Here is a 16,614-nt window from a genome sequence, read left to right as displayed (position 1 = left end):
AGAGGAGCCTGCCGGACATGCCGACCCCCATCCCGCGACCCCACGCCGGAGACGACCCGCGCGACAGCGGCGCGCTGGACGTCGTCGCGTACTACCACCACCCCCTCAAGGCCCCGCTGCTGCGCGAGGTGATGCTGCCGCTCACCGCCGACGCCGCCGCGGCCGGGACCGCAGCCCACGTGGAGCGGCACTGGCTGCACGGCCCGCACCTGCGACTGCGCCTGCAGGGCACCGATCCCACCCGGGTCGCCGACACCGCCGCCACCGCGGCCGGACGCCTCCGTGCCTGGCTGCGCGCGCACCCCTCGCACAGCGACCTCACCGAAGCCCAGCTCCTCGAACAGGCCGCCGAGGCGGGGCGGGCCGAACTCGTCCCCCCGCCCCACGGGCCGCTCCACCCCGACAACACGGTCCGGATCGAGCCCGTCGACCGCTCCTCCGTACGGGGCCTGCTCGGAGCCGACGGCACCGCCCTGCGGGAGGACCTGCTGCGCTCCGGCCTGGACGCCCTGCGGGCCGGCGCCGGCTTCCTCGGCCGGCACGGCGACACCGACCGGGCCCGGCTCCGCCTCGCGGTGACCGCCCTCGCGGCCCACGCCTGCGCCCACCCCGGCGGCCTGCCCGGCGGGCACTGGTCGTACGTCTCCCACCTGGAGGACTTCCTGCTCCACGACGACCCGGACGGACGGCTGCGCGCCGCGTTCGAACGCCACGGGGAGCAGGCCGGGGACACCGTCACCGCCCTCGTCGCCCGGATCGCCGACGGCCGCGCGGACGACTGGGAACAGGCCTGGGCCGGCTTTTCCCAGGGCGCCTGGCGGCTCACGCAGCAACGCCACGACGCCGGCGCCGACCTGCACGGAGACCCCCTCGCCTACCGGGCCCGGGCAGCGGCCACCGGCGACGCCGCCGCGTACGAGCGCTGGAACCAGGACATCCGCACCCGCTACAGCGAGTTCCACCGACTGCTGCGCCGCGCCGACCCCACGGGCACGATGTGGAGCCGCCCCGACTACCTCGTCCACCGGGCCTGTACGAACGCCCTGTACCGGCTGCTGGCCGTCTGCGACGTCCGCCCGCTGGAGCGCTACCTCGCCGCGCACCTGGTCGTCCGCGCCGTGCCCGCCCTGACCGGCTGCGACTGGCGCACCGAGATCGGCGCCGTCATCGACGCGGTGGAGGCCCGGACATGACCGGCGGCGACAGGCTGCGCCCCGGCACCGCCGTCACCCCGCTGCGCGCCGGACTGCACCTGCGGGGACGGCGCGGCAGCGTCACCCTGGAGGGCAGCACCGCAGTCCCGGTGGTGTGGGGCCTGCTGGAGGAACCCCTGCGCGCCGGCCGCCTCGCGGAGTTCCGGGAGGGCCTGGACCCTGGCTCGCCCCTCCGCGCCGCCGTCGACACCCTCATCGGCCAACTCGCCGCCCACGACCTCCTCGTCCCCACCCCACCCCCCGCCAGCCCCCCGGCCTCCGCCGAGCCCTCGGATCCCCCCGTGCCGTCGGACCCCGCCGGCGCGGTGGACCCCGGGCCCCCAGACTCCGCCGGGCCGTCGGACGCCGCCGCCGCCTCGGACTTCGCCGGGCTCTCGGATCTCGCCAGGCTCTCGGATCCCGTTGGGCACCCGGACATCGGCGGGCCTTCGGACTCCGCTGGTGTCGTGGATCCTGCCGGCGCCGTCGACTCCGCAGGGCCGTCGGATCTCGCAGGGCCGTCGGACCCCGCCGCCGCCTCGGACTTCGCCGGGCTCTCGGATCCCGCCAGGCTCTCGGATTCCGTTGGGCCCCCGGACTTCGGCGGGCCTTCGGACTCCGCTGGTGCCGTGGATCCCGCCGGTGCGGTCAACTCCGCCGGGCCGTCGGATTTCGCAGGGCCGTTGGGCCCCGGCGGGCCGTCGGATTCCGCCGGCGGCGGGGACACGGGCGGCGCCGTGGATTCCGCCGTGGTGCGGTGGATCGAGGCCACGGCCGCCCGCCCCGCCGACGCGCTCGCCGCCCTCGCCGCCGCCCAGGTCGAGGTCCTGGCGCGCGACCCGGCCGCCCCGCCCGCCGCAGCCGCCGTACGGGCACTGGAGGCCTGCGGTCTGCCCGTCACCCGCACCCCCGACCCGGGGCTGCCCGGGGACCGGGTCCTGCTCACCGTCCGCGGCGCCGGCCGGGACCGGGCGGTCGCGGCCGGCCGCGGCGGCGCCACCGGGTACGTGACCGCCCCCGGCAGCGCCGCCCAGGCGCGCGCCGACGCGGCGGCCCTGGAGACCCGGCTCGCCCGCGCCGCCGCCAACGCCGCCGCGCCGCGATCTCCCGGGGTACCGGGCGCGTTCGCCGCGCTGCTGGCCGGCGCCGCCGCGCACCGGCTGCTGTGCGCGGCCGCCGGACTGCCCGACCCGGCCGCCGAGGGAGACGATCCGCGACTGCTCCCCGGGATCCCCGCCGTCCTCCTCGCCGACCTCCGCCCCGCGCGCGCCGACCACCACAGCTGGCTCGGCCCCGAGCGCATCGACGCCGACCGCCGCGTCCACCTCGCGCCCCCCGCCGGGCTCGGCGAGGCACTGCGGCGGATCACCGCCCTCGGGGAGCACCGCTGCGGACCCCTGCCCGCACCGCTGCCGGGGGAGCTGCCCCAACTCCCGGTGCCCCTCGCCACCTGCACACTGCCCGCCCCCGCCACCGGGACCGCCGGGCCGCCCCGCACCCTGACCGGCGGCGGGCCCCGCCTCGACCTGGCCCGACTGGAAGTGTTCTGCCGGGCCGCCGAACTGCTCCTCGGGGAAACCGAGTTCACCGTCGGGGCCGACCCCGGGCACGCCCGCGGCCGCGCCCTGCGCCACGCAGCCGCACGCCGCCTCGCCGCCACCGTCCCGGACGACCGCACCGCGGTGGACCCGGCCCGATGGTCCGACCATCCGCAGCTGCGCCACTGGTGGACGACCCTGACCGACAGGCTCGCCGTCACCGCGCGCCTGGAGGTCCACCGGGCGGCCCCCCGTGCGCACGCCTACCGGGCCGTGGTCCGCCGCACCCCGACGGGGGAGGGGCACGGGCCGGGCCCGGTGCTCGGCGAGGCCGTCGAGGCCACGCCCGGCGACGCCGCGTCCTTCGCCGTACTGGCCGCCTGCACCGCCGCCGTCACCGCCGCGAGCGGACCGTCCGCCGCCCGCCCACGGCCCTCCGGCGCAGCTCTCGCCCCGCTCGCGGCCGCCGGCGCGCGCACCGCCGCCTGGGAGGACCTCGGCTGGACCGGCGGCTGGCTCGCCGACCTGGCCGGGCGCGAGGAAGCCTTCCAGGACACCCTGCACCGTCTGTCCGCAGCCGCCGGCCCCGCAGCCCCCACCCCGGACCGCGCACCGCACCCACCGGACCCCGAACTTGCCGGCCTGCTGCGCTCCTTCGGCTTCACCGTGCTGCGCACCGCCGAGGAGGCCCGATGACCGGCCCCGCCCTCGCCCCCACCCCCGCACCCCCGGCCGCCGCCGCTCAGGGTCCCGTCCCCGTACTGGACGCCCCCGCCGCCCTGGCGGCCACCACCGGCCGGGCCGCGGTCCTGCTGACCCACTGGACGCTCGGCCTCGCCGAGGAACTGAGCCGCCACGCCCTGCGCCGGCCCGTGACCCTGGTCCCGGTGCGCTTCGACGGGGCACTGGCGGTGATCGGACCGGTGCTCCGGCCGGGCGCCGCGGCCTGCCTCGTCTGCACCGAGTACCAGCGCCTGGCGACCGCGGGCGGCCGGGTCCCGTGGCAGAGCCCGAAGCTGACCCTGGCCGGAGTGCCCTCACCGGCCCTGACCCCGGCCGTCGAGGCCCTCGTACAGGAGCTCCTCGACCACCCGGACCCGAACCCCGACCCGGAGGACCCGGATTCGGATACGGATCCGGGTACGGCCGTCGTCCACGTCGTCCACCACGGCCGCGGCACCTGGTCCACCCACCACGTCCGCCCCGTCGGCGGCTGCGACGTGTGCCGCCCGCTGCCCTCCGACGCGCGGACCCCGATCGCCCCGCTGCCCGCGGGGCCGCGCCCGATGCCCGACCCGGCCGTCCTGCGCGCCCCCAACCCCCGTACGACCGCCGCCGCACTGCGGGCCGCCCTGTACGACGAGCGGTTCGGGCCGGTGCGGCTGCTGCGCCGCTCCGAGGACTCGGCGTTCGGCCTCACCAGCGCGATCGTCACCGACGGCCGGTCCCTCGACGACGGCGGCCACGGCCGGGCCCGCACCTTCGCCGACAGCGAGCGCATCGCCCTCTTCGAAGCCGTCGAACGGTACGCGGGCATGCGCCCGACCGGCCGCCGCACCGACCCGCGGGCGGTCTCCTTCGCCGCACTGGGCCCCGAGCGGGCACTGGACCCCGAACGGCTCGGCCTGCCCGACCCCGCCCACCACGGCCACCCCGGCTCGCCCACCGTCCCCTACACCCCGGACCTGCCCCTGCACTGGGTGCGCGGCTGGTCCCTCACCCACCACCGGCCGACCGCGGTCCCCGAACACGTCGCGTACTGGGACGTGCCGGGCCCGGACCGCACGCGCGTCGTGTACGAGTCCTCCAACGGCTGCGGGCTCGGCAACAGCCCCGAAGAGGCCGCCCTGTACGGGCTGTTCGAGGTCGCGGAACGCGACGCCTTCCTCATGGCCTGGTACGCGGCCACCCCGCTGCGCCGCGTCCGCCTGCCGGCCGACGACACCGACACCCTGCTGCTCGCGGACCGGGCCGCGTCCGCCGGCTACCGGCTCCTCCTCCTGGACGCGACCAACGACTTCGCCATCCCGGCCGTCCTGGCCGTCTGCCGCTACGAGGGCGACCACCCCGGCGCGCCGCGCATGTTCCTCGCGGCCGGCGCCCACCACGATCCGCGCGCCGCCATCCGCTCCGCCGTCGCCGAGGCCGTCACCAACGTCCTGGAGGCACCGCACCGCTCCTTCGCCGAGGGAGGGCCGCGCGATCCCGCACGGCTGCGGCCCATGCTGCAACGCCCGGAACTGGTCCTGACCCTGGACGACCACGTCGGGCTGAGCACCCTGCCCGAGGCCGCCCCCCGCCTGGAGTTCCTCTTCGCCGACACCCCGATCGTGGCGGCCGACGAGGCCTGGCCCGGTGCACCCGCGCCGGTGCCCGACCTCTCCGGCCTCCTGACGCGCACCGTCGAGCGGCTGGCCCGCGCCGGACTGGAGGTGATCACCGTCGACCAGAGCGAGCCGGGGCTGCGCGAGCGGTTCGGCCTGCACTGCGTCAAGGCCGTGGTCCCCGGCGCGCTGCCGATGACCTTCGGGCACGTCAACCGGCGCACCCTCGGCCTGCCCCGACTGCTGGACGTGCCCCACCGCCTGGGCCGCACCGGCCGGCCCGCACGCCACGAGGAACTGCCCCTGCACCCGCACCCCTTCCCCTGACCCGACCCGCGACGACGAGGACCGGACGACGTGACGACGACCGACACCGACACCGACATCCAGGCGGGGAGCGACACGGCCACCGCCGCCGACAGCGACATCCAGGCGGGGAGCGACACGGCCACCGCCGCCGACAGCGACATCCAGGCGGGGAGCGACACGGCCACCGCCGCCGACACCTGGCAGAGCCACCACCTCTTCCTGCACTCCACCACCGAGGACACCGACCGCTTCCTGGTCGCTGACGCGGCCCCGCTCCTCGACCGCCTCGTCGCCACCGGCGAAGCCACCGACTGGTTCTTCATCCGCTACGGGGAGGACGGCCCCCACCTGCGCATCCGGGTCCGCGCCACCGCCCGCCTCCCCGAACTCCCCGACCTGCTGGCCCGCCACGCCCGGCAGGTACCCGCCGTGCCCGGCCCCTGGCCCTCCCGGCACGGCGAGGTCCGCGCCGTGCCCTACATACCCGAGACCCGGCGCTACGGCGGCCCGCGGGCGCTGCCCGTCGCCGAGGCGCTCTTCGGCGCATCCACCCGCACCGCCCTCGACGTACTGCGGGCACTGCCCGCCACCGGGACGGCCGCGTCCCGCCTCACCGCGGCCGCCGACCTCGCGCACACCACGGCGTACGCGCTCGGCATGGACCGGCTCACCGCCGCACGCTGGCTGCGCGCGCACGCGGCGGGCTGGCGCTGGGTGACCGAGGTGCCGCTGCTGCCCGCCGCCGCCGTCCACACCCGGGTCAACACCGTCCACGCGGCGCAGCGCACCGCCCTCGCCGGGCGCGCCACGGACCTGCACGACCGCCTCGGGGCGGGCACGGCGGCGCCGTGGCTGACGGGCTGGGCCGAACGGGTCCGGGAGGCCGACGCGATGCTCGACGGGCTGGGGGAGCGGACCCGGGCCGGGGTCTGGGGCTCGCAGCTGCACATGCTGTTCAACCGGCTGGGCGTGAGTCCCGACGAGGAACGGGCCGTGTGCCGGCTGGCCGCGCGCACCCTGCTGGAGACGGACGCGCCGGCCGGGTTCTTCCCGCCCGACCACACCGCCCCCGACGTGCAGTACCTGGAGCGCAGCAAGTTCCAGATCGGCCGCGGCGAGGACTCGGCGCTGCGCCCGTACGCCCCGACCGACGACGCCCGCCCGGCCACGGCCCGCGCCGCGGCCGACGAAGTCCCGCTCCCCGCCGACCCGTTGCCCGAGGTGTCGCTGGGCGCCGTCCTCGCCGCCCGCTCCTCGCTCCGCGGCGCCCTCACCGGCCCCCTCGACGCCGGCACGCTCGGCGCCCTGCTGTGGCACTCCCTCGCCGAGAACGGCCGCAGCGAGCAGCGCCTCGCCGACGGCACGACCCGTACCCTGGCCCACCGCCCCTACCCCAGCGCGGGCGCCCTCCACACGGCACGCGTCCGCCTCCTCGTCCTGGACGTGGCCGGACTCCCCGCCGGCACCTACGACTGCGTCCCCGAGCGCCGGACCCTGCGCCGCATCGGCCCGGTGGCACCGCTGGAGGACATCACCGCCCTGTCGACCTACCTCTCGCGCCCGTCGGCCGACCCGGACTGGATCGGCGTCGAACGGGCACCGGTCCTCCTCGCCCTCTACGCCGACCTCGGCCTGCTGCGCCGCCGTTACGGACTGCGCGCACTGCGCCTGGCCCTGCTGGAGACCGGCCACCTGGCCCAGACCCTGCTGCTCACGGCGTCGGCCCTGGGCCTGGGCGGAACCCCGCTGGGCGGCTTCCACGACGACCTGGCCCACGAACTCCTCGGCCTCCACGACCCGGACCAGCCGCTGCAGTACCTCCTGCCGCTCGGCCGCCGCCCGCACCCCAGCACCGGCTGACCCCACCCGGCCGGCGCAGGATCGCTCCACGCCGGTCGCGAAGGTTCGTTTCCCGCCGAATATCGGATCTTCCCCGCCCTTGGGGTGGCCAGTCGGTAGCGTCGTCGGTCATCACCCGGCCGGAGCGGTCAAGCCGGCCGGGGCCGTCAACAGCCGAGGGAGCGAGTACCGATGGTGAGTGTCGAGACGTCTTTGAAGGAAGCGATGACCTCGATCGAGGGGAGCGTGGGGGCCGCCCTGGTCGACTACACGAGCGGCATGGCCCTCGGAGCGCTGGGCGGGGGCAAGGACCTCGACCTCACGGTGGCCGCGGCCGGCAACACCGACGTGATCCGGGCCAAGCTCCGCACCATGGAGATGCTGGGCATCGAGGAGGACATCGAGGACGTGCTGATCACCCTCGGCACCCAGTACCACCTCATCCGGCTGATCAAGGGCCGTGGCGGCAACGGCCTGTTCCTCTACATCGTCCTGGACAAGGGCAGGGCGAACCTGGCCATGGCCAGGCACCAGCTCAAGCGCATCGAGGCGGAACTGGAGCTGTAACCGTCCTCCTGCTTCCCGGCTCCGCACGCCCACGAGTTGAAAGACTCTTCAACTCGGCACATCTGAATGTGATCAGCCAAGGGTGGACCGGAGCCCGGGGGCGGGAGGATGGAGGTCTGGCCACCAGCTCATGAAAAGCCGAACCCGGGTGGGAGTGTTGTCGCATGCAGGTGCCGCTGTACCAGGCCAAGGCGGAGTTCTTCCGCATGCTCGGACACCCCGTCCGCATCCGCGTACTGGAACTGCTCCAGAACGGCCCCGTACCGGTACGCGAACTGCTGAACGAAATCGAGATCGAGCCGTCCAACCTCTCCCAACAACTCGCGGTACTGCGCCGATCCGGCATCGTGGTCTCCATACGCGACGGCTCCACCGTCAGCTACGCCCTCGCCGGCGGCGACGTCGCGGAACTCCTGCGGGCCGCACGGCGCATCCTCACCGAACTGCTGGCAGGACAGAGCGAACTGCTCGCCGAACTCCGCGACGCCGACACCTCCGTACACGCGGGCCCGAGCGGACTGTGACCGCCCACTGACCGCCCGCCCCTCGGCCGGCCGCGCGCCCGAAGGGACCGGCGGGCCGAGGCGGGACCTGTCGATCACAAACCGCACAGCCGGTAAAGCACCGGCCCCTATGGAGTGAATGCCGCCAGGATCCCGTGACCCTTGGCCGGAGCCTTACGTACGTTGGCCCCTCTTCTCGCTCATCACCACAACTGGGGGGCCGGTGCGCAACCACCGACTCGTAATGACCGCTGCCCTCGTGGCAGCCGGTCTCGGCATCATCCCGGGCACCGCGCAGGCGGCGGATCCCGTACCCGCCGCGGCCGGCGTCGCCGAGGCCATAGCCAAGGCAGCCACCTCCGAGGGCTTCCACAGCCCGGCCGACCGCACGATCCGCACCACCCTGCCCGCCACCGCCGCGGCGGCCAACGGCAAGACGACCGCCAAGACCGCCGCACCGCAGACCGCCCAGAGCGCGCCGGCCGCGCCGGCCGCGCCGGCCGCGCCGGCCTCGGTGGCCGCGGCGGACGCGGGGGCCAACCCGGCTCTCGCCGTCGACGTCAGCGGCACCAGCCACACCGCGCACGGCATCGAACTCACCACCCTGATCACGAGCGCCGACTTCGCCCTCGGCGTCGTCATCGACTGGGGCGACGGGAAGACCGACACGGCCACCGGGCAGGGCAACACCGAGCTGCACCACACGCACACGTACGACAAGTCCGGCGAGTACCAGGTCAAGGTGACGGTGACCGACACCGCCAACGCCGTCCAGGCCGCCAACGGGGGCGCCTTCCTCACCCCCGGCTCCGACTTCACCCCGCACACCCCCACCCGGCTCCTCGACACCCGCGACGGCACCGGCGCACCCGCGACCAAGGTCCCCGGACTGGGCTCCGTCCGGGTGAAGATCGCCGGCAACGCCGCCGTCCCGGCCAATGTCACCGCCGTCGCCCTCAACGTCACGGTCACCGAGACCGTCGACAGCGGGTACGTGACCGCCTGGCCCGGCACCGGCTACGAACGCCCCGGCACCTCGAACCTGAACTACACGGCCGGCCGGTCCGTCCCGAACCTGGTGATCGTGCCCGTCGGCGAGGACGGCTACGTCGAGCTCTACAACGGCGGCCCGCAGCCGGTCGACCTCATCGCCGACGTCACCGGCTACTTCACCCGGGCCTCGGCCGGCGGCTACACCTCGATGACGCCCGCCCGCTTCGTGGACACCCGCGAAGGCCTCGGCGCGCCCCGGGGCACCCTCGCCGCGCGCACCGCGTTCACCACCCGGATCGGCGGCCGGCAGGGCGTGCCCCAGGGCATCACCGCCGTGGCCCTGAACATCACGGTGACCGAACCCGGCGGGCCGGGCCACCTGACCGCCTTCTCCGGCGACGGGCCGGTCCCCACCGCGTCGAACCTGAACTTCGCACCCGGCCAGACGGTCGCCAACGCCGTGATCGTGCCGGTGGCCGCGGACGGGACGGTCAAGGTCTTCAACGGGTCCTGGATGCCGGCCCACGTGGTGGTCGACGTGGTCGGCTACTACAGCAAGGACGGCAAGGCCGCCTTCCTGCCCTTCACCCCCTTCCGCACGCTCGACACCCGCGAGGAGGCCTACGGCTGGACCGGTGGCCGGTTCCGGGCCCGCGAGTACATCACCCAGGGCTTCACGCCCGAGGCCGCCACCGGCGTCGAGGCCTACGTGCTGAACACCACCGTCACCGCCACCGGCGGCACCGGATACCTCTCGGTGGCACCGGGCCCCTACCCGCTGCCGGCGGAGGGCGGCCCCGCCGCGCCCCCCCCACCGCGCCCCGGCTCCTCCACCCTGAACTGGACGGCCGGCGAGACCGTCCCCAACCTGGTGCAGGCGAGCGACGGCGACCACGGCGTCATCACCTTCTGGAACCAGGGCCACCAGGACGCCGACCTGGTGCTCGACGTCTTCGGCGTCTACCAGTCGAAGTGATGCCCGCGGGGTGGCCCGCACCGGCGGGCCACCCCGCTCACCCCGCTCACCCCGCTCACCCCGCTCACCCCGCTCACCCCGCTCACCCCGCTCACCCCGCTCACCCCGACCGCCCCGACCGCCCGCCCCGGCCGGTGAACGCGAGGGGGCAGCGCATTGGAGTGGCCCGCTCCGCCGCCGAGGGCGTGGCTCCGGACCGGCCCGCGGCCGCCGCCTAGGGTCGACGGGACCGGGCCGCCACCGAGCCGGCCGGCCCTCGCGGAAGAGGTGGGTGCAGCGTGGAACGCGTCCCGGCCGACTCACACGGACAGGAACCCCCAGCGCCCGCCCCCCGGGTCCGCCGGGTCCGCCGGCCGCTGACCCGCGGCCTCGCCGCCGTCACGGGCCTGCTGCTCCTGTGCGTGCTGCCCGCGCGCGCGGTGGGCGTCACCCAGCCCCACGACACCCGCCCGCACACCACCCTGCCGCTGTACGTCTCCGACTACGGCAACGACCGCGTGGTCACCCTGTCGCCCCGCGGCGGCGACCCCGCCACCCTTCCCCTGGACGACCTCCTCCGCCCGACCGGCCTGGCCTTCGACCGTACGGGCAGCCTCTACGTCTGCGACACCGGCCACAACCGCGTGGTGCGGCTGCTCCCGGACGGGGGCGGCACCACCGTCCCCACCGACGGCCTCTCGCGCCCCCTGGGCCTGGCCGTCGCCCCCACCGGCGACCTCTACATCGCCGACAGCTTCAACGACCGCGTGGTGAAGGTGCCCGCCGACGGGTCCGGCCAGAGCACCGTCCCCACCACCGGCCTGCTGCACCCCTGGGGCCTGGCCCTGGAACCCGACGGGGACCTCTACATCGCCGACTTCGTCAACGACCGCGTCGTGAAGGTGCCGGCTGACGGGTCCGGCCAGAGCACCGTCCCCACCACCGGCCTCTCGCAGCCCACCGGACTGGCCCTGAGCGCCACCGGAGACCTCTACGTCTCCGACAGCGGCAACAACCGGGTGGTGCGGCTCGCCGCCGGCACCGGCACCCAGACCACCGTCCCCGCCACCGGCCTGAGCAGCCCGCTCGGCCTCGCGGTCGACCCCCGCGGCACCCTCTACGTGGCCGACGCCTTCCACAACCGCGTCCTGCGCGTCCGCCCCGACGGCAACCAGAGCACCCTGAACTCCACCGGCCTCAACACCCCCACCGGCCTGGCCCTGCCCCCGGACACCCGCACCACCGCGCCGGCAGCCCCCGCGCGGTGACCCCGTGACCCCACCCCCGGACGACCGCGCGCCTCAGGGCTCGCACAGGCGTACGGCGAGGGCGGCGATGTCGTCGTCCAGACGCCCCCTGCTGTAGTGCAGGAGGTCGCCGTGAAGAGCCGTGAGCAGCTCGCGGGGCGGCGTCGGGGGCTGGCGGCCCATCCACGCCGCCAGCGGGAAGAACTCGCCGTCGCGGGCGCGGGCCTCGGCGATCCCGTCGGTATAGAGGAGCAGCAGGTCGCCGGGGGCGAAATCGAAGGTGTCGACGGTGTAGTGATCGCCGATCAGCTCCGCGAGGCTGAGCAGTGGCGAGGGCGTGGCGGACTCCAGGACACGCAGCTGCCCGCGATTCAGGAGCAGTGGCGGGGGATGTCCGCAGTTGAGGACGTTGATACGGCCGCCCTCGCGCGGGATCTCGACGAGCAGGGCGGTGGCGAAGCGCTCCATCGGCCCGTCGGGGGCGAAGGCGGCGTTGTAACGGGTACTGCTGGCGTCCATCCTGCGCGCGACCTCGACCATATCGGCCTCGCCGTGCGCCGCCTCCCGGAAGGCGTTGACGATCGCCGCGGCCGCCCCCACCGCCGGAAGGCCCTTGCCCCGCACGTCACCGATGAGCAGCCTGACCCCGAACGGCGTGTCGATCACCTCGTAGAAATCCCCGCCGATCCGGGCCTCCGCCGCGGCCGCGAGGTACAGCGACTCGATCTCGATGTTCCCGATGCGGCGCGGCATGGGACTCAGCACCACCTGCTGCGCCGCGTCCGCGACGAGCCGCACCTGGAAGAGGGTGCGCTCCCGCTGCAGCCGGACATGGCTTCCGTACGCGGCGGCCACGGTGACCGCGATGATCCCCGCGGCCGTCCACCACGTCCCCAGATCGGGGAAGAGGAACCCGAGGCCGATCATCAGGAAGAGGCACACCGTCCCCAGCAGGACGGTGGGCAGGACCGGCCACATCGCGGCGGCCAGGGCCGGCGCCGCGGGCAGGAGCCGGCTGAAGGCCATCTCCCGCGGGGTGCCGTAGGCCAGGCTGGCGATCACGACGGTCAGAATGACCGGCGACAGCCGCACAAGCCACCCCCGGCCGTAGTACCGACGCAGCCGCGGCCGTCCAGACTCGATCACACTTCCCAGAATATGTGCGCAAGGAGGGCACAGCGCTCTGGCGAACGGAGCGGGCCCCCAGCCCCCGCTTCCCGGCCGGGTGCCGGGCCGCGCCGCCCCCGCGCCCCCTCGCGGACCGAAACCGTCCCCGAGCAGGGGGCACCGGCGAGGCCGCCCGACCAGCTCGCCGCCCGCTTCCGCCGGCGGCTGCGGCCCTCCGACCGGGTGAAACCGGGGCCCGTCGCGGCGATGAGTACGCGGGCACCGGCAGGTCTATCCCTTGACGGAGACCACCCACTCACCGGGAGCACGCCATGGGCCTCATCGAAATCGAGCTGTTCGCCACCCTCGACCTCGTCGGGCAGGCGCCCGGCGGCCCCGAGGAGGACCCGGCGGGGTTCCCCTTCGGCGGCTGGCAGGCACCCCTGCTGGACGAGGCCACCGGGGCGCAGGTCGGCGCCGCGTACGAGGGCACCGACGCCCTCCTGCTCGGCCGGCGCACGTACGACATCTTCGCCGCCTACTGGCCCCACCAGAAGGGCGGCGAGGACGGCGGGATCGCCACGCTCTTCAACAGCGTCCCGAAGTACGTCGCCTCCCGCGGCAGGCCCGACCTCCCCTGGGCCGGGTCCACGCAGCTCGGCCCGGACCTCGCCGACGCGGTGCGCGAGATCCGCGAGCGGCACGAGCACGTGAAGGTCGTCGGGAGCCTGGACCTCGTGCAGAGCCTCCTGCGCGAGAAGCTCTTCGACCGCCTCGACCTCTGGGTGCACCCGATCGTGCTCGGCGTCGGGAAGAAGGTGTTCGCGGACGGCGCGGTGCCCACCAACCTCACGCTCCTCACACCCCCGGCAGCCGGCCCGAAGGGCACCGTGTACCTGCGCTACGGGCTCGCCGACGGCATCCCCGCCACCGGCGACATGAGCGCACCCGACCGCGGCGTCGGAAGCGACGCCTGAGCACTCACGGCAGCGGGGCGGGGGACGTTTTTTGTCCGCGGGACAGAACCTTTCCCCAGAGCCGCGCCCCGCGCGGTAGCCTCCGCAGAGGGGCCGCCCTCCGGAAAAACTTTTCCGAAAGCGCGTGTTCGGGGCGCGCTGGACTCGAAATCGACCGGAACTTGCGGCCCCTTTCGGCATCATGCACCTGCCGTCGTCCGCGCACCGCGCACTCCCTGGAGGGACCCACGTGAAGGACTCGAAGGACAGGCTGGAAGCGCTGCGGGCCGAGATCGAGCGCCGCAACCCCGCACAGCCCGAGTTCCACCAGGCGGTACGGGAGGTCCTGGAGACCCTGGCCCCCGTCTTCACCGCCCGGCCCGAGTACGCCGACCCGGCCGTGGCCCTGGTGGAACGGCTCACCGAGCCCGAGCGGCAGATCCTCTTCCGCGTCCCCTGGCAGGACGACCGGGGCCGGGTCCACGTCAACCGCGGCTACCGCGTCGAGTTCAACAGCGCCCTCGGCCCGTACAAGGGCGGCCTGCGCTTCCACCCCTCGGTGGACATCGGCGTGGTGAAGTTCCTCGGCTTCGAGCAGATCTTCAAGAACGCCCTGACCGGCCTCGGGATCGGCGGCGGCAAGGGCGGCAGCGACTTCGACCCGCACGGCCGCTCCGACGCCGAGGTCATGCGGTTCTGCCAGTCCTTCATGACCGAGCTGCACCGGCACATCGGAGAGCACACCGACGTGCCCGCAGGCGACATCGGCGTCGGCGGCCGCGAGATCGGCTACCTCTTCGGCCAGTACCGGCGCATCACCAACCGCTGGGAGGCCGGCGTCCTGACCGGCAAGGGGCAGAACTGGGGCGGCTCCGCGATCCGCCCGCAGGCCACCGGCTACGGCAGCGTCCTGTTCGCCGCCGAGATGCTGCACGTCCGCGGCGAATCCCTCGACGGCCTGACCGCCGTCGTCTCCGGCTCGGGCAACGTCGCCCTCTACACCGTCGAGAAGCTCCAGCAGCTCGGCGCGAACCCGCTGACCTGCTCGGACTCCCAGGGCTACGTCGTCGACGACAAGGGCATCGACCTCGCACTGCTCAAGCAGATCAAGGAGGTCGAGCGCGGCCGCGTCAGCGAGTACGCGGCGCGGCGCGGGTCCTCGGCACGGTACGTGCCCGGCGGCCGGGTCTGGGAGGTCCCCGCGGACGTGGCCTTCCCCTCCGCGACGCAGAACGAACTCGACGCGCAGGACGCCCGCACGCTCGTCGCGAACGGCGTCAAGGCGGTCTCCGAGGGCGCCAACATGCCGACCACCCCCGAGGCCGTACGGATCCTGCAGGACGCCGGGGTCGCGTTCGGGCCCGGCAAGGCCGCCAACGCCGGCGGGGTCGCGGTCAGCGCCCTGGAGATGAGCCAGAACGCCGGCCGGGTGGCCTGGAGCGCACAGCGGGTGGAGGACGAGCTCGCCGCCATCATGCGTTCCATCCACGCCGTCGCCCACGAGACCGCCGAACGCTACGGCGCCCCGGGCGACTACGTCACCGGCGCGAACATCGCCGGCTTCGAGCGGGTCGCCGACGCGATGCTGGCGCAGGGCGTCATCTGACCCGACGACCACGCCCCCCGCATGTGCTGCCGCACCCGGCGGCAGCACATGCGCGGGACCGCTCGCGTGACACACTGGGCGTCATGCCCCCACCCCACGCGTCGGCGCACCCGTGGAGCCGGAAGGACAACTCCTTCCTCTCTCTCTGCTCCAAGGACTCGATCCTGTCGATCGGGTCGGTGGGTTCGGTGCTGTCGATCGGCTCGGTCGGCTCGGTGCTGTCGGTCGCCTCGGTGGGCTCGGCCCTCTCCGCCGCGTCCCTCGGCTCCTCCCTCTCCCTGCTCTCCGCCGGCTCCTGACTCAGCACCGGCTCGCTCCTGTCCGCGCAGTCCAGCTGGTCGGTGCTCTCCTGGCGCTCACGCCACGGATTCATGTCGGCGGGCCTCCTCACCGCAACCACCGCCACCGCCACGGCAGCCCTCGCCCTGCACGCCCTGCACCGCCGGCGCCGGGCGTGAGGCCCCGTACCCGCCGGTGAAGGCTCTCCGATCTTGAACCGGGAACGACCGCGACCCCGAGAGCCCGGCCCCCCACCCCCGACCCCCACGTCCTGACGCGCCGGAGCCCAACGCCGAAGGCCCGGCTTCGGGCGAGCGGCCGGGCGCGACCGCGCGGGAGGGGTCCCGTCAGAAGCGGAACACGCCCAGGTCCCGCACCGTGTCGACCAGGGCGCGGATGAGGTCGTTCCCGGCTTCGGTCCGCCAGACCAGGGCGAAGCGCATGTTCGCCATGTCGGGCAGGGGGATCCACCGGATGTTCGGCATGCCCCAGTGCCTGGTGACGTGCCCGGGGAAGGTGTGGATGATCGGACCGTGACCCGCGGCAGGTACTGGCCACCGCTGCCGGCTGGACGCTGTTCAAGAAGGCCCTCCACGCCCACCACACGGCCGAGGACGACACCCTGCTGACCGTCGCGGCGGTCCACGACGACGGCACCATCGCCGGCTACACCGAGATCCTGCTTCCCCAGGGCTCCGGGCCGCGGGCCCAGCAGTACGACACGGCGGTCGTGCACGCACACCGCGGCCACGGCCTCGGACTCTGGGTCAAGGCCGCCATAGTGCGGCGCCTGCGCGCCGAGCATCCCGACGTCGTCGAGATCGAGACGGACAACGCCGACGACAACGTCCACACGCTGGCCGTCAACCACCGCCTGGGATTCCGCTCCTACCGGCGCACCCACGAGTTCCAGCACGACGTGCCCGCCACCTGACCTCACTTCCCCCCCCCGTTATCTTTTTCGCGGTCCTGCAATGGGGCCGCTGGCCTCCGGGCCCGGTATGACTGTGTCTCCTCTGTCGAACGGATGACCTGGGGGGTGGTGTCGCCGGGCCCGGAAGGTGTCGTCACAGACGCTGATGAGAGACCCGACCACCGCCCGGTCCGGCGCAATGCCGGACAGCCTGCGGGCGGCAGGTCTGCATAACGTGGATGCGCGAGCACGACACCGTTACCGCGGCCAGCACGGTCAACGTGC

At 74.7% G+C, this 16,614-nt stretch carries 14 protein-coding genes; 12 read left to right on the top strand and 2 right to left on the bottom strand.

The features are described from left to right. Positions 1-17 precede the first annotated feature (17 nt). From ACFYP3_RS33970 to ACFYP3_RS33935, 8 genes are all read left to right on the top strand, one after another. Positions 18-1,193 carry a lantibiotic dehydratase C-terminal domain-containing protein gene (locus ACFYP3_RS33970; RefSeq protein WP_388841276.1) on the top strand — a complete coding sequence of 392 codons (1,176 nt, stop codon included), beginning with the start codon at positions 18-20 and terminating at the stop codon, positions 1,191-1,193. Then, positions 1,190-3,427, top strand: a complete 2,238-nt coding sequence (locus ACFYP3_RS33965) for a hypothetical protein (protein ID WP_388841274.1) — start codon at positions 1,190-1,192, stop codon at positions 3,425-3,427. The genes ACFYP3_RS33970 and ACFYP3_RS33965 overlap by 4 nt, the downstream gene beginning before the upstream one ends. Then, on the top strand, positions 3,424-5,382 hold the full coding sequence (locus ACFYP3_RS33960; protein ID WP_388841271.1) for a TOMM precursor leader peptide-binding protein: 1,959 nt from the start codon (positions 3,424-3,426) through the stop codon (positions 5,380-5,382). Before ACFYP3_RS33965 ends, ACFYP3_RS33960 begins: the two co-directional genes overlap by 4 nt. Before the next feature lie 30 nt (positions 5,383-5,412). Further along, positions 5,413-7,224, top strand: a complete 1,812-nt coding sequence (locus ACFYP3_RS33955) for a thiopeptide-type bacteriocin biosynthesis protein (protein WP_388841268.1) — start codon at positions 5,413-5,415, stop codon at positions 7,222-7,224. A gap of 171 nt (positions 7,225-7,395) precedes the next feature. Further along, entirely contained in the window at positions 7,396-7,770 is a 375-nt protein-coding gene (locus ACFYP3_RS33950) for a hypothetical protein (RefSeq protein WP_388841265.1), read from the top strand. Between the two features lie 164 nt (positions 7,771-7,934). Beyond that, the gene (locus ACFYP3_RS33945) at positions 7,935-8,294 is read left to right on the top strand and encodes an ArsR/SmtB family transcription factor (protein WP_388841262.1); all 360 of its coding nucleotides are present in this window, start codon (positions 7,935-7,937) and stop codon (positions 8,292-8,294) included. 223 nt (positions 8,295-8,517) lie between these two features. Next, positions 8,518-10,242 (top strand): PKD domain-containing protein, encoded by a 1,725-nt coding sequence (locus tag ACFYP3_RS33940; protein ID WP_388841259.1) that lies wholly within the window; start codon positions 8,518-8,520, stop codon positions 10,240-10,242. Positions 10,243-10,520: 278 nt separating this feature from the next. After that, entirely contained in the window at positions 10,521-11,489 is a 969-nt protein-coding gene (locus ACFYP3_RS33935; RefSeq protein WP_388841256.1) for a hypothetical protein, read from the top strand. A 33-nt stretch (positions 11,490-11,522) separates the two neighbouring features. On the opposite strand, the gene ACFYP3_RS33930 is transcribed toward ACFYP3_RS33935, so the two are convergent. After that, positions 11,523-12,614 carry a PP2C family protein-serine/threonine phosphatase gene (locus tag ACFYP3_RS33930; protein ID WP_388841254.1) on the bottom strand — a complete coding sequence of 364 codons (1,092 nt, stop codon included), beginning with the start codon at positions 12,612-12,614 and terminating at the stop codon, positions 11,523-11,525. A 293-nt stretch (positions 12,615-12,907) separates the two neighbouring features. On the opposite strand from ACFYP3_RS33930, the gene ACFYP3_RS33925 reads away from it, so the two are divergent. The 3 genes from ACFYP3_RS33925 to ACFYP3_RS33915 all read left to right on the top strand — a co-directional run bounded on the left by ACFYP3_RS33925 (position 12,908) and on the right by ACFYP3_RS33915 (position 15,436). Then, on the top strand, positions 12,908-13,552 hold the full coding sequence (locus ACFYP3_RS33925; RefSeq protein ID WP_388841251.1) for a dihydrofolate reductase family protein: 645 nt from the start codon (positions 12,908-12,910) through the stop codon (positions 13,550-13,552). Between the two features lie 229 nt (positions 13,553-13,781). Further along, the gene (gene gdhA, locus ACFYP3_RS33920; RefSeq protein WP_388841248.1) at positions 13,782-15,137 is read left to right on the top strand and encodes an NADP-specific glutamate dehydrogenase; all 1,356 of its coding nucleotides are present in this window, start codon (positions 13,782-13,784) and stop codon (positions 15,135-15,137) included. An 83-nt stretch (positions 15,138-15,220) separates the two neighbouring features. Continuing rightward, entirely contained in the window at positions 15,221-15,436 is a 216-nt protein-coding gene (locus ACFYP3_RS33915; protein ID WP_388841245.1) for a hypothetical protein, read from the top strand. Positions 15,437-15,763: 327 nt separating this feature from the next. Here the strand turns inward: ACFYP3_RS33915 and ACFYP3_RS33910 are convergent, their stop codons facing one another. Then, complete coding sequence (locus ACFYP3_RS33910) at positions 15,764-15,901, bottom strand: hypothetical protein (protein ID WP_388841242.1); 138 nt, start codon at positions 15,899-15,901, stop codon at positions 15,764-15,766. A 65-nt stretch (positions 15,902-15,966) separates the two neighbouring features. Between ACFYP3_RS33910 and ACFYP3_RS33905 the strand changes: the two genes are divergently transcribed. Next, on the top strand, positions 15,967-16,350 hold the full coding sequence (locus ACFYP3_RS33905; protein WP_388841301.1) for a GNAT family N-acetyltransferase: 384 nt from the start codon (positions 15,967-15,969) through the stop codon (positions 16,348-16,350). Positions 16,351-16,614 lie beyond the last annotated feature (264 nt).

This window comes from Streptomyces sp. NPDC005533 (assembly GCF_042871845.1).
Classification (GTDB): Bacteria; Actinomycetota; Actinomycetes; order Streptomycetales; family Streptomycetaceae; genus Streptomyces.
This window is presented reverse-complemented; position numbering and strand designations above follow the sequence as displayed.

Bases quoted from the DNA above. Each gene is read 5' to 3' on its own strand.
- ACFYP3_RS33970 (WP_388841276.1), top strand. From the start codon at position 18: ATGCCGACCCCCATCCCGCGACCCCACGCCGGAGACGACCCGCGCGAC.
- ACFYP3_RS33965 (WP_388841274.1), top strand. From the start codon at position 1,190: ATGACCGGCGGCGACAGGCTGCGCCCCGGCACCGCCGTCACCCCGCTG.
- ACFYP3_RS33960 (WP_388841271.1), top strand. From the start codon at position 3,424: ATGACCGGCCCCGCCCTCGCCCCCACCCCCGCACCCCCGGCCGCCGCC.
- ACFYP3_RS33950 (WP_388841265.1), top strand. From the start codon at position 7,396: ATGGTGAGTGTCGAGACGTCTTTGAAGGAAGCGATGACCTCGATCGAG.
- ACFYP3_RS33945 (WP_388841262.1), top strand. From the start codon at position 7,935: ATGCAGGTGCCGCTGTACCAGGCCAAGGCGGAGTTCTTCCGCATGCTC.
- ACFYP3_RS33940 (WP_388841259.1), top strand. From the start codon at position 8,518: ATGACCGCTGCCCTCGTGGCAGCCGGTCTCGGCATCATCCCGGGCACC.
- ACFYP3_RS33925 (WP_388841251.1), top strand. From the start codon at position 12,908: ATGGGCCTCATCGAAATCGAGCTGTTCGCCACCCTCGACCTCGTCGGG.
- ACFYP3_RS33915 (WP_388841245.1), top strand. From the start codon at position 15,221: ATGCCCCCACCCCACGCGTCGGCGCACCCGTGGAGCCGGAAGGACAAC.
- ACFYP3_RS33910 (WP_388841242.1), bottom strand. From the start codon at position 15,901: ATGCCGAACATCCGGTGGATCCCCCTGCCCGACATGGCGAACATGCGC.